Annotated in this window: 11 protein-coding genes; 5 read left to right on the forward strand and 6 right to left on the reverse strand. The window is 70.9% G+C overall.

Features of this window, described 5'->3' with window-relative positions:
- Positions 1-36: 36 nt before the first annotated feature.
- The 4 genes from ispG (at position 37) to ACFPA8_RS08275 (ending at position 4,628) form a co-directional block, all read left to right on the forward strand.
- On the forward strand, positions 37-1,200 hold the full coding sequence (gene ispG / locus ACFPA8_RS08260; RefSeq protein ID WP_386444497.1) for a flavodoxin-dependent (E)-4-hydroxy-3-methylbut-2-enyl-diphosphate synthase: 1,164 nt from the start codon (positions 37-39) through the stop codon (positions 1,198-1,200).
- A gap of 152 nt (positions 1,201-1,352) precedes the next feature.
- Complete coding sequence (locus ACFPA8_RS08265; RefSeq protein WP_386444500.1) at positions 1,353-2,198, forward strand: GNAT family N-acetyltransferase; 846 nt, start codon at positions 1,353-1,355, stop codon at positions 2,196-2,198.
- A gap of 70 nt (positions 2,199-2,268) precedes the next feature.
- Complete coding sequence (locus tag ACFPA8_RS08270) at positions 2,269-2,841, forward strand: GNAT family N-acetyltransferase (protein WP_386444503.1); 573 nt, start codon at positions 2,269-2,271, stop codon at positions 2,839-2,841.
- A gap of 77 nt (positions 2,842-2,918) precedes the next feature.
- Positions 2,919-4,628: a proline--tRNA ligase gene (locus ACFPA8_RS08275; RefSeq protein ID WP_386444506.1), complete on the forward strand. Its 1,710-nt coding sequence runs from the start codon at positions 2,919-2,921 to the stop codon at positions 4,626-4,628.
- Positions 4,629-4,726: 98 nt separating this feature from the next.
- Here ACFPA8_RS08275 and ACFPA8_RS08280 read toward each other — a convergent pair whose 3' ends face one another.
- From ACFPA8_RS08280 to ACFPA8_RS08290, 3 genes are all read right to left on the reverse strand, one after another.
- Positions 4,727-5,698, reverse strand: coding sequence for an HpcH/HpaI aldolase/citrate lyase family protein (locus tag ACFPA8_RS08280; protein ID WP_386444509.1), 972 nt, complete (start codon positions 5,696-5,698; stop codon positions 4,727-4,729).
- Positions 5,688-6,899 (reverse strand): CaiB/BaiF CoA transferase family protein, encoded by a 1,212-nt coding sequence (locus ACFPA8_RS08285; protein ID WP_386444743.1) that lies wholly within the window; start codon positions 6,897-6,899, stop codon positions 5,688-5,690. The genes ACFPA8_RS08280 and ACFPA8_RS08285 overlap by 11 nt, the downstream gene beginning before the upstream one ends.
- A gap of 186 nt (positions 6,900-7,085) precedes the next feature.
- The gene (locus ACFPA8_RS08290) at positions 7,086-8,009 is read right to left on the reverse strand and encodes a LysR family transcriptional regulator (RefSeq protein WP_386444512.1); all 924 of its coding nucleotides are present in this window, start codon (positions 8,007-8,009) and stop codon (positions 7,086-7,088) included.
- Positions 8,010-8,179: 170 nt separating this feature from the next.
- On the opposite strand from ACFPA8_RS08290, the gene ACFPA8_RS08295 reads away from it, so the two are divergent.
- Positions 8,180-9,586, forward strand: a complete 1,407-nt coding sequence (locus ACFPA8_RS08295) for a CitMHS family transporter (protein WP_386444515.1) — start codon at positions 8,180-8,182, stop codon at positions 9,584-9,586.
- A gap of 48 nt (positions 9,587-9,634) precedes the next feature.
- Here the strand turns inward: ACFPA8_RS08295 and ACFPA8_RS08300 are convergent, their stop codons facing one another.
- The 3 genes from ACFPA8_RS08300 to ACFPA8_RS08310 form a co-directional block, all read right to left on the reverse strand.
- Entirely contained in the window at positions 9,635-10,627 is a 993-nt protein-coding gene (locus tag ACFPA8_RS08300) for an aminoglycoside phosphotransferase family protein (RefSeq protein WP_386444518.1), read from the reverse strand.
- 70 nt (positions 10,628-10,697) lie between these two features.
- The gene (locus ACFPA8_RS08305) at positions 10,698-11,177 is read right to left on the reverse strand and encodes a ferritin-like domain-containing protein (protein WP_386444520.1); all 480 of its coding nucleotides are present in this window, start codon (positions 11,175-11,177) and stop codon (positions 10,698-10,700) included.
- The gene (locus ACFPA8_RS08310; protein ID WP_386444523.1) at positions 11,174-11,779 is read right to left on the reverse strand and encodes a hypothetical protein; all 606 of its coding nucleotides are present in this window, start codon (positions 11,777-11,779) and stop codon (positions 11,174-11,176) included. The genes ACFPA8_RS08305 and ACFPA8_RS08310 overlap by 4 nt, the downstream gene beginning before the upstream one ends.
- Positions 11,780-11,887: the final 108 nt, after the last annotated feature.

An 11,887-nucleotide genomic window follows, 5' to 3' on the forward strand; every position in this document is an offset into this window, starting at 1 on the left:
GGACTTCTCGATCCATACCTTGGGGTTGCACGCCTGATGACAGCGACAGCGATTTCGCTCGGAATGCCGGACGTACCGACCAAACTCGTCGACCGCCGCACCAGCCGGAAGATCCAGGTCGGCCCGGTGGCAGTGGGCGGTGACGCGCCTGTGTCCGTCCAGTCGATGACGACGACGCGCACCTCGGACGTGGGTGCGACGCTCCAGCAGATCGCCGAACTGACCGCCTCGGGCTGTCAGATCGTCCGCGTCGCCTGTCCCACGCAGGACGACGCGGACGCGCTGTCGACCATCGCGCGCAAGTCGCAGATCCCCGTGATCGCGGACATCCACTTCCAGCCCAAGTACGTCTTCGCCGCCATCGACGCGGGCTGTGCCGCGGTGCGGGTGAACCCCGGCAACATCAAGCAGTTCGACGACAAGGTCAGGGAGATCGCGAACGCCGCCTCCGCCGCCGGCACACCCATCCGCATCGGCGTCAACGCCGGCTCGCTCGACAAGCGGCTGCTGCAGAAGTACGGCAAGGCGACCCCTGAGGCGCTCGTCGAGTCGGCGCTGTGGGAGTGCTCCCTCTTCGAGGAGCACGGCTTCCGTGACATCAAGATCTCGGTCAAGCACAACGACCCCGTCGTCATGATCAACGCCTACCGTCAGCTCGCCGCACAGTGCGACTATCCGCTGCACCTGGGCGTCACCGAGGCGGGACCGGCCTTCCAGGGCACGATCAAGTCCGCCGTGGCCTTCGGCGCGCTGCTCTCCGAGGGCATCGGCGACACCATCCGCGTCTCGCTGTCCGCGCCCCCGGCCGAAGAGTGCAAGGTGGGCATCCAGATCCTGGAGTCGCTCGGACTCCGGCAGCGCCGACTGGAGATCGTCTCCTGCCCCTCCTGCGGCCGTGCCCAGGTGGACGTCTACAAGCTGGCGGACGAGGTCACCGCCGGCCTCGAAGGCATGGAGGTCCCGCTGCGGGTCGCCGTCATGGGCTGTGTCGTCAACGGCCCCGGCGAGGCACGCGAGGCGGATCTCGGCGTCGCCTCCGGAAACGGCAAGGGCCAGATCTTCGTCAAGGGCGAGGTCATCAAGACCGTCCCCGAATCCAAGATCGTCGAGACGCTCATCGACGAGGCGATGAAGATCGCCGAGCGGATGGAGAAGGACGGCGTGGCCTCCGGCGAGCCCCAGGTCGCAGTCAGCGGCTGATCCGGGCGTCCGGACGCCGGTACGGCGCAAGGCCGCCGGGGAGGGGCCGGATCTCTGCGGGAAGCGCTCTGCCCGGCCGGGGTACGCTCGGTGCACGTCCCCTCTCCCCATCCCCGTGCCCTCGGGGCCGTCACGGTGAGGCAGCAGACACCTTGTTGACCACCACATCCACCAGGGTTGTCGACCCCGGCGAGCTCGACGACGTCCTCGCGGTGCTCGGCCGTGAGCCCGTCAACAACGCCTTCATCGCCTCGCGCGTGCACGCCGCCGGCCTCGACGCCGTGCGCCTCGGCGGCGAGATGTGGGGCTGGTACCAGCGGGGGCGCCTCAAGTCGCTCTGCTACGCGGGCGCGAATCTCGTGCCGCTGTGCGCTTGCCCCGAAGCCGTACGTGCCTTCGCCGAGCGGGCACGTCGGCAGGGTCGGCGCTGCTCGTCCATCGTGGGTCCGGCGGAGCCCACTGCGGCGCTGTGGTCGTACCTGGAACCGCACTGGGGGCCGGCCCGCGACGTGCGCCGGCGTCAGCCGCTGATGGTCACCGAAGAGGTGCCGCGCGACGTGAAGCCGGATCCGCTGGTGCGCCGTATCCGCAAGGACGAGATGGACCTCGTCCTGCCCGCCTGCGTGGCGATGTTCACCGAGGAGGTCGGCGTCTCGCCGCTCGCGGGGGACGGCGGCCTCGTCTACCAGTCACGTGTCGCCGAACTCGTCGGCTCGGGCCGCTCGTTCGCCCGCGTGGAGAACGGCGAGGTCGTCTTCAAGGCGGAGATCGGCGCCGCCACCCCGCACGCCTGCCAGATCCAGGGGGTCTGGGTGGCGCCCGCACATCGCGGCCAGGGCCTCTCGGAGAGCGGCATGGCGGCCGTCCTGCGATACGCGCTGAACGAGGTCGCCCCCGTCGCGAGCCTCTACGTCAACGACTTCAACGACGCGGCACGGGCGACCTACCGGAGAGTGGGTTTCCGCGAGGTGGGTGCGTTCATGAGCGTGCTCTTCTGACGTCCGCGGGCCCGCGCACACCTGGGTCACGCTGTACGGACGCCCTCCGCCTGCCTAGTAGCCTCCCGGCATGCTGCATTCTGCCGGGGGACCTCAGCCCCAGGACCCCCGCGGGGCCGTCATCCGCCCCCTGGACCTCGAAGCACACGTGGACGAGGCGCTGGCCGTGCAGGCCGTCGCGTTCGGGCTGGGCGACGACGAGATCGCCGTGCGGCGCCACATCGTGCTGCGGCACCTGCGTACGCCGGGCGCGCGCGCCCTGGGCGCGTGGTCGGGCGAGGGGCGGCTGGTGGGTTTCGTGTACGGAATGCCCAACGACCGCACGCACTGGTGGTCCTCGGTCGTCTCCGGATACCTCCGCGAGGCAGGCTTCGAGGGCTGGCTGGACGACGCCTTCGTCATCACCGAACTCCACGTGCACCCGCTCTACCAGCAGCGCGGCATCGGACGACGCCTGATCACCCTGCTCACCGACGAGGCGGGCGAACCGCGCTCGCTGCTCTCGGCCATCGACACCGACAGCCCCGCCCGCGCCCTCTACCACCGGCTCGGCTACCGGGACCTCGCGCGCGGGGTGCACTTCCCCAGCGCCCCCAGCCCGTACGCCGTGATGGGGGCGTGGCTGCCGCTCCGGCGGCGATGAGGAATCGCATTTCCGTGCCGTGTGCGGCGCCGGATAGGCTCCTCCCACTCAATTCACACCACCGCACGGAGAATTCCATGGCTGCCCGAGTCCAGCGTTTGTCCCGGTCGATGCTGAAGACACTGCGCGACGACCCGGCCGACGCCGAGACCGTCAGCCACAAGCTGCTGGTGCGCGCGGGCTACGTGCGTCGCACTGCCGCGGGCATCTGGACGTGGCTGCCGCTCGGCCTCCAGGTCCTGGAGAACGTCACGCGCGTGGTGCGTGAGGAGATGGACGCCTCCGGTGCCCAGGAGGTGCTGCTCCCGGCGCTGCTGCCGAAGGAGCCGTACGAGATCTCGGGACGGTACGAGGAGTACGGCGACCTGCTCTTCCGCCTCAAGGACCGCAAGGGCGCGGACTATCTGCTCGGTCCCACGCACGAAGAGATCTTCACGCAGGTCGTCAAGGACCAGTGCACGTCCTACAAGGACCTGCCCGTCACGCTCTACCAGATCCAGACGAAGTACCGGGACGAGGCCCGGCCCCGCTCGGGCATCCTGCGCGGCCGTGAGTTCACCATGAAGGACGCCTACAGCTTCGACCTGAGCGACGAGGGCCTCGCCGAGTCCTACCAACGGCAGCGTGAGGCGTACACCCGGATCTTCGAGCGTCTGGGCCTCGACTACCGCATCGTCTCGGCCGTCAGCGGCGCCATGGGCGGCTCGGCGTCCGAGGAGTTCCTCGCTCCGGCCGCCGCCGGCGAGGACACCTACGCCCAGTGCCCCTCCTGCGGTTTCGCCGCGAACACCGAGGCCCTGACGGTCGCCGTCGTGCCCGCGCCGGCCGTGGACCACCCGGAGACCGAGGAGCTGGACACCCCGGACACACCGACGATCGAGACGCTCGCCGAGCACTTGGGCGTCCCCGCATCGGCCACGCTCAAGAACCTCCTCGTGAAGGTCGACGGCGAGATCGTCGCGGTGGGCGTCCCGGGGAACCGTGAGGTGGACCTGGGCAAGCTCGCCGAGCATCTCGCCCCCGCCGAGGTCGAGTTGGTCACGGCCGAGGACTTCGTCGGCAGGCCCGATCTCGTACGAGGCTATGTCGGTCCGCAGAACGGCATGGCCGGCAAGGCGTTCCGCTACATCGCCGACCCGCGCGTCGCCCCCGGCACGGCATGGATCACGGGCGCCAACAAGGCGGACAAGCACGCGCGGTACGTCGTGTGCGGCCGCGACTTCGAGGTGGACGACTATCTGGACGTCGTGGTCGTGGAGCCGGGGGACCCCTGCCCGTCCTGCGGTTCGGGCATCGAGCTCGGCAGGGCGATCGAAATCGGCCACATCTTCCAGCTGGGCCGGAAGTACGCCGACGCGTTCGAACTCGATGTGCTCGGCCAGAACGGCAAGCCGACTCGCGTGACGATGGGATCGTACGGCATCGGCGTCACCCGCGCTGTCGCCGCGCTCGCCGAGCAGACCGCGGACGAGCAAGGACTGTGCTGGCCGCGGGAGATCGCTCCTGCCGACGTCCACGTCGTCGCGGCAGGCAAGGCGATGCAGACGGAACTCGCCCTGGAGGTCGCCGAACAGCTCGGGGCGGCCGGTACCCGCGTGCTGGTCGACGACCGCGCGGGCGTCTCACCGGGCGTGAAGTTCACCGACGCCGAACTCCTCGGCGTCCCCACGATCCTCATCGTGGGCCGCGGCGCGAAGGACGGACTGGTCGAACTGAAGGACCGCCGCACCGGGGAGCGCGAGGAACTGCCGGTCGCGGACGCGGTGTCGCGCCTCTCCGGCAGCTGACGGACGCATCAGAGCTGTGGCCGTCCGGGCCGGCGGAACGAACTGCCGGTCTGGACGGCGCTCAGCGCAACGGGACGTGCGGCGGGCGGAACACGGCCTCATGCAGAGGGGCCGCGCGCCGTCCGCCTTCTGCGCTGCTCCAGGTCGAGCGTCTGCTGAGCCGTCGTCGCCATGGCTTCGTCGACCATCCGCCCCTCGAAGGTCACCGCACCGGCGCCCCTGAGCTGCGCTTCCCGTACCGTGGCCACCAGACGCCTGCAGCGGTCGAGTTCGTCGGCGCCGGGGGAGAAGACCTCGTTGATGACGGGCACGTGCGAGGGGTGGATCGCCATCATCCCCGTGTAGCCGAGGGAGCGGTTCTGCTCCGCGAAGTGCCGCAGCCCGTCGAGGTCGTCGATGTGCGTCCACAAGCCGGTCACGGGATGCGGGGCTCCCGACGCCCGGACGTCCAGCAGTACGCGTGAACGCAGTGCGAGAGTCTCCGAGCCCTCGGGGCTCCAGCGGTAGCCGACGGCGCGTTCGACGTCGCCTCCCGCGCCGGTGAGCGCACCGAGGTAGGCGACGCGGGATGCTGCCGCGCCGATCTCGTAGGCGCTGCGCAGTGACAGAGCGCTCTCCAGGAGCGGCACCAGGGCGATGCTCCCGAGGGGGAGATCCTCCTCGCGTTCGCACCAGCTCAGGAGCCGGTCTGCGAACCGTACGTCCTCCTCGTCGCTCACCTTGGGCAGGAGTACGCCTGCGAGGCCGGGACCTGCGACTGCCCGGAGTTCCTCCGCCGCAGTCCAACTCCCCAGCGGGTTGATGCGCACGAACAGTGCCATCCGCCCGGTGCTTTCCGAGCTCTCGGCCCGGGAGGCGACGGCTTCGCCCACCTCGGCGCAAGCTGCCGGTTTGTCCGCCTCAGCCACCGCGTCCTCCAGATCGAGGATCGCCGCGTCTGCTCCCGAGGCCTCGGCCTTGGGCAGCCACTCCGTCCGGTTGCCCGGCACGAACAGCAGAGAGCGCAAGGGGAGCCGGCTGTCCCCGGCGTGGTCTGTGCGGCTGCCGGGCGCACGGGTCTCAGACGACACCCTGCTGCTCCAGATCCGTCAGTTCCCCGTCGTCGAGGCCCAGCCACTGCTGGTAGACGAGGCGGTTGTCCTGGCCGAGTTCCGGGCCTGTGCGCCACACCTTTCCGGGCTGCTGCCGGAAGTGCGGGATGACGGCCTGCATCCGCACCGGCCCCAGCCGCGGATCCTCGACGGTGACGATGTCCTCGCGTTCGGCGTACACCGGATCTGCGGCGATGTCCGCCGCGTCGAACACGCGGGAAGCCACCACCTCGCAGCGCTCGAACTGCTCCAGACATTCGGCCGTCGACCTCTGTGCGACCCATGCGCGCAGTGCGTCGTCGAGTCGCCCGCGCCCGGCCTGCTGCTGTTCGACCGTGGCGAACTCCTCCTCCGGCAGCCCGAGGAGACGTACGACGTTGAGCACGGACCGCAGCGTCGCCGAGGTGACGGTGATCCACTCGTCGTCCCCGGAGCGGTAGGTGTTGATCACCGCCGCGGGCGCGATCGCCAGCTGATTGCCCGACCGCTGCGGCACCGTTCCCAGCTGGTCGTGCACGATGACCTGCCACTCGACGAGTCTGAAGAGCGGCTCGAAGAGCGCGAGGTCGATCCACTCGCCGTCGAAGTCCGGTTCCCGCTCCCGTCGGTGGAGCGCGGCCAGCACCGCGTACGCGCCCATCAGCCCGTTGACGGCGTCCCCGTGGGAGAAACCCGTGTGCACCGGAGGACCGTCGGGGAAGCCCGTCAGATGCACCACTCCGCTGCGGGCCTCGCCCATCTTCCCGAAGCCCGGCTGATCGGCCTGCGAGGAGGTCGCTCCGTAGCCGGAGATCTGCAGCATGACGGCCTTCGGGTTCAGGCGGTGGACCGCGTCCCAGTCCAGGCCCCACTCGCGGAGACGTCCTGGGCGGAAGGTGACGATCACGACGTCCGCCCAGGCGACGAGCCGGTGGGCGAGTCCGCGTCCGCGATCCTGACGGAGATCGAGGGTGACCGACCGCTTGTTGCGCCCGGCCACCTTGAACCACAGAGGGACCCCGTCGCGCTGCGGGCCCATCGAACGGGCCGCGTCCCCCGTGCCGGGCGGCTCGACGTGGACGACGTCGGCACCCTGGTCCGCGAGCATCGAGCCGGCCAGAGGCCCTGCCACGACATGGGCGAACTCGACCACTTTCAGGCCGGACAGCTGCCCCTGTCCGCCGCTCGCGTGGTGCTCCATCGGCACGACGGTCTCTCCCTTGTTCGGCTCGCTGAGGCTGTGCCCGCGCCGTCGCAGGCCACGGGGCCTTCAGCGTCCCCGAGGGGAGAAATGCCTGTCCAGCAAGAAAGGACCATCAATCGATGCGCTTTTTGCATGGTCGTCCGGATGGGACGATGCCCCGGCTCAGACGCGCGCCGAGGGCGTTCAGGCCCAGCTGACGCCCTCGGGCAGCTGCCCGCCCTCGTCCCGGAGAGCGTCGAGCGTCTCCAGGAAGCGGTGCGCGGCGAGCGGCACCGTGCGTCGCGTCCGCATGACGACGTCCAGGCGGCGGTGGACGACGGGCCGCACCAGCGGACGCGACACGAACGGCCCCGATCCCAGAAGGGGCAGGACGAGCGCGGGCATCGCCGAGACGCCCAGCCCCGCAGCCACCAGCCCGCCGACAGTAGCCACGTTCCCGGCCTCCGCTGCCGGCGCGATCCGGGCGTCGATCTGGGCGAACGTGGCATCGGCCAGCCGCCGCACGCTGGAGTCCCGGCCGACCGCGAGGTAGGGGTGTCCGGCCAGCTCCTCCCACGAGACCTCCTTCTGCCCGGCGAGAGTGTGCTCCGGAGGCAGCACGGCGACGAACCGGTCCCGTGCCAGCGGCCGGTGCTCCAACTGGCCCGAGGGTTCGCCGAAGGTGGTGATCGCGAAGTCCGCGTCCCCGGCCAGGACCCGGTCCAGGACGGACCGTTCGAGGCCGTCCATGATCCGCATCGCCACCTGCGGACGCTGTCTGCGGAACCCCGAGATCACTTGCGGCAGCAGCACTGCCGCCACCGAGGGCAGTGTCGCCACCGCCACCGTCCCCGACTCCCCGAGAAGGAAGCGCTGCAGCTCCTTCATGCCCGCCCTGTGGGCGTTCACGATCTGGTCCGCGATGCGCAGCGCTTCCACTCCGGCCGCCGTCAACTGCACGTTCCGGGTGTCCCGTTCGAGCAGTTGCGTGCCGAGAAGCCGCTCCAGGTCGGCGACCGCACGGCTCAACGACGACTGGGAGACGTGCAGCTCGGCGGCCGCGGCAGTGAAGCTCGCGGCTCGCGCCACGGCCGCGAACGCGGACAGCTGTCGGAGGGTGGCATCCATGACCGCGGAGCATAGATGTCACCTGGGCTACTGATGCGCATGTCGCATAAATGAATCCCGGTTCGATGCTGGACACCGATCCGACGCGCCTCCGAAACTGCCGGGCAATGCGGCAGCGGTCCCCGCCACGTACGCCGCCGGCCGGTACCGAAAGAGGAGAGCGAGAGATCATGCTGGCAGCGCTGGGCTTTTCCACGATCGGTCTCTTCCTGGTGCTCACCATGACCAGGCGGCTGTCCGTCCTCGTCGCGCTGGTGCTGCTGCCCGTGATGGCGGCGCTGGCCGGAGGCTTCGCGGGGCGGCTCGGCGACATGATTCTCGAGGGCCTGACGACGGTGGCCCCCACCGGCATCATGATCGCTTTCGCCTATCTCTTCTTCAGCCTGATGGTGGACGCGGGCCTCTTCGACCCCCTCATCCGCGGCATACTCCGGTTCGGCCGCCGTGACCCGCTGCGGATATGCATGGGCACGGCCGTGCTCACCATGTGCGTGGCCCTCGACGGCGACGGAGCCTCCACCTTCCTCATCACCGTCTCCGCCCTGCTGCCCGTCTACCGGCGGCTGGGCATGCGTCCCCTGGTCCTGAGCGGAATCATCTGCCTGGGGGCCGGTGTGATGAACATGATCCCCTGGGGCGGGCCGACCGTACGGGCAGCGGCGGCGCTGAAGCTGGACACCTCCGAGGTCTTCCTGCCCGTGCTTCCGGCCATGGGGTGCGGCATCGCGTGGGTGCTGATCGCCTCCTACCTCATCGGACGGCGGGAGCGGAACCGTCTGGGCCGTCTCGGCGCTCCGCCGGCCACGGACGCGGGGAGCGTGGACGCCGCGGGCGGGGTCCCGGCCGAGCCCCCGGCAGCGCCCGCCGAAGCGGACGGCGGGCCGGCGCAGCCCTCTCCCGCCACGTCCACCGCGGGGGACGGACCCGGCGCCGCGCTCGCCGTCGCCGGGCACCCCCGCACCTGGCTGACCGTCTTCAACCTGGTGCTCACGCTGACGCTGCTGGTCGCCCTGGTGTTCCAAGTCATGCCGCTGGAAGTCCTGTTCGTCATCGGCTTCGCCGTCGCGCTCCTCGTCAACCACCCCAGGTGGGAGGACCAGCAGGCGCTGCTCGACCGGCACGGCAAGAACGTCGTCCTGGTCACCACCATGATCTTCGCGGCGGGCGTTCTCACCGGTGTACTGACCGAGACCAAGATGATCGACGAGATGGCGCAGTCCCTCGTCTCCGTCATACCGCCGTCCCTCGGCGGACACCTGCCGGGCATCGTCGCCGTCACCGGGATGCCCCTGAGCCTCGCCCTCACCCCCGACGCCTACTACTTCGGCGTCCTGCCCGTGCTCTCCGAGACCGCGGGCGGATTCGGAACCGGGCGGGCCGAGATCGCCAGGGCCGCCGTCCTCGGCCAGATGACGACGGGTTTCCCCCTCAGCCCGCTCACGGCCTCGACCTTCATCCTGGTCGGCATGACGGGCGTCCAGCTCGGGGAGCACCAGCGCTTCATCTTCGGCTGGGCCTTCGGCACCACGATCGTCATGACCGTCGCCGCGCTCCTCACGGGAGCCATCGGCCTCTGAAGCCCGCACGTCCGCTCGGACGGTGACCAGACCGGGCCGCAGGCGGCGTCAGAGCCACCCGGCGAACTCCAGCAGCAGCTCCCCGTCCTCGCGCTGACCGCATCGCATGTGCCGTACGCCCGACTCGACAGCCCGGTAGAGCGCCCACCCCCGCAACCGTTCGCGGTCCACCTCCAGGCCGTCGGCGAGCTTGTTCAGACGCCTCCGCGTCGCCGCGGCGGCACCGGGGGAGGCCACGAGGTCGTGCAGCCTGTCCCGTACGAGCCGCGCCAGGTCGTAGGTGCGCTCACCGAGCAGCGGGTCGGGGCCCGCCGCCAGCCACGGTGCACGTCCGGAATCCGACGCGAGTACGGCCCCCTGGCGGAAGTCGCCGTGCAGCAGCACTTCTTCCGGCTGATCGGCCAGCAATCCGTCCCGCAACTCCAGCGCCTCGTCCCGCAGCGGGCGCACCGCCTCCGGTGCGGACGACCGGAGGAAAGCGCTGCTTGCGGCGGTGTGCTCCGCGAGCGTGGTGAGGCCGCCGGTCCCGCCGGCTCCGTCGCGACTCCCACCCTCGGCACGCGCCTCGCCCCGGGGCGTCACCCACAGCCTGCGCACCGCGGAGGCGGCCTCGAGCATCGCCTTCGCCTCCGGCAGCGACCGAAGGGACGTCTCACAGTGCAGCCGTTCCAGCAGCAGTGCGCCCTCGCCGACGTCCGAGCGCAGCAGGCGCACCGCACCACCGCCGTCCCAGAACTCCAAGGCGGCGCGTTCCCTCGCGGTGCGCTCCTGCGCTCCCGCCAGGTACGGAGCGAGCAGTTTCAGCGCCGCGGGGGTCCCGTCCGCCTGGCGCACGAGCGTCACGAGACTGCTCCTGCCTCCTGGGGAGACGACCCGCTCCGGTGTCAGCTCCCAACGGTCGAGCATCCGCCCGAGCAGCTCGGACAGCCCGTCGAGCCACTGCTCACCGGCCCTGCCCGTCTGCTCGCCGACGTGGCCGTGCTGCGAGCGGAGGGAACGCACAAGCCGCTGCGGGGGGTCGAGAGGCAGTGCAGAAGGCATGCGGTGAAGTCGGCCTTTCGAAGCGGTGGTCGGGACGTTCCGTCACCGGCACCCCGACGACTGCGGACGGTCAGAGCGGACCCGACGCCGCGCCGTCCGCGGGTGAGCCCGAGGGAGCCGCGTCCTCGCCGTCGGAACGCTCGGTGAGACCAGGGAAGGCTACGCCGCTGCCCCGCCAACGTGCCGACCGGACCGCCGCCTCACGCAACGCGCCCGCCGCCTCGCGCCTGCGAGCGCCCTCGCCGGCCCGTACGAGATCCGCGTACGCACCGGCCAGCCGGTCCTCCAGCTCCGCCGCGAGCCGCACCGCCGCGGCGCTGTCGGGCACCGCGAAGGGCAAGGCGTAGGCAGCGGCGGCGGGTTCGGGCTCGGCGCCCAGGTCGCGTGCCTCACGCCGCAGCGCGTCCCGCCGCGCACGGTGCGCGTCGTGCGCCTGGCGGGCTTCGTCCTGCCGTTCCTCGCTGATGCGCCCGCCCACGACGCCGTAGCCGTAGACGGTGGCGTGCTCCGCGGCGAGTGCTGCCTGCACGGCGTCGACCAGCTTCTTCATGCGCCGTCGTCCTCCCCGTCCTGCTCGTCCGCTCCCAGCAGATACGCGTGGACGGCGCCTGCGGCGGCAACCGAGGCCAGAAGCCGGGCGAGTTCCGGCGGCGCCTCGGTCAGCGCCGCGTTCCGCTCGTCCGCTGTACGCCGTTCCGCGTCCCCCAGAGCGGCGAGGGCCGCCTTCTCCTCGCGGGGCACGGCGGCGGGATCTTTGCGGTCCTCGCGGTCCTTGGGGTCCTCGCCGTCCCTGCCGCCCTCGCCGTCCTCGCGGTGTTCCTTGCCCCCGGGTCCCTTGCTCCCGGACCCCCTGCCTGCGAGAACCTCCGCGTGCCGGAGCGTCACCGCGTGCAGGGGACGCAGCCGGTCCGCGAGTCCGGAGTGCGCGGCGATGGTCGCCTCGTAGCGCGCCGCCAGCGCGCGGCTCTGTCCGGCCGTCTTCTTCCGCAGCCGCTGTTCCCTGCGAGCTGTCTGTGCGTCGTCCTCGCTGCCGGAGCCGTCCGAACACCCGGTGGCGGTGCCCAGCACCGCGAGGGGACCGAGCGCGCTCAGCGTCCCGGCCAGCATCGACCGTCTGCGCGGTCCGGCTGCCGGTGACGGCGTGAGCGGCATGGAGGCACTCCTTGGAACACGAGGCGTCGCTCGAACATCTGCGGTGAGCACCGCACACGGTGATCATCGCCACGCGAGCGTACCCGCGTGCGGTCGAACGCACCGCCG

The sequence above is a fragment of the Streptomyces ovatisporus genome, from assembly GCF_042653885.1.
Taxonomy (GTDB): domain Bacteria; phylum Actinomycetota; class Actinomycetes; order Streptomycetales; family Streptomycetaceae; genus Streptomyces; species Streptomyces ovatisporus.

Coding starts and splice junctions, on each gene's coding strand:
- ispG (WP_386444497.1), top strand. CDS start 37: ATGACAGCGACAGCGATTTCGCTCGGAATGCCGGACGTACCGACCAAA.
- ACFPA8_RS08270 (WP_386444503.1), top strand. CDS start 2,269: ATGCTGCATTCTGCCGGGGGACCTCAGCCCCAGGACCCCCGCGGGGCC.
- ACFPA8_RS08275 (WP_386444506.1), top strand. CDS start 2,919: ATGGCTGCCCGAGTCCAGCGTTTGTCCCGGTCGATGCTGAAGACACTG.
- ACFPA8_RS08285 (WP_386444743.1), bottom strand. CDS start 6,899: ATGGAGCACCACGCGAGCGGCGGACAGGGGCAGCTGTCCGGCCTGAAA.
- ACFPA8_RS08290 (WP_386444512.1), bottom strand. CDS start 8,009: ATGGATGCCACCCTCCGACAGCTGTCCGCGTTCGCGGCCGTGGCGCGA.
- ACFPA8_RS08295 (WP_386444515.1), top strand. CDS start 8,180: ATGCTGGCAGCGCTGGGCTTTTCCACGATCGGTCTCTTCCTGGTGCTC.
- ACFPA8_RS08300 (WP_386444518.1), bottom strand. CDS start 10,627: ATGCCTTCTGCACTGCCTCTCGACCCCCCGCAGCGGCTTGTGCGTTCC.
- ACFPA8_RS08305 (WP_386444520.1), bottom strand. CDS start 11,177: ATGAAGAAGCTGGTCGACGCCGTGCAGGCAGCACTCGCCGCGGAGCAC.
- ACFPA8_RS08310 (WP_386444523.1), bottom strand. CDS start 11,779: ATGCCGCTCACGCCGTCACCGGCAGCCGGACCGCGCAGACGGTCGATG.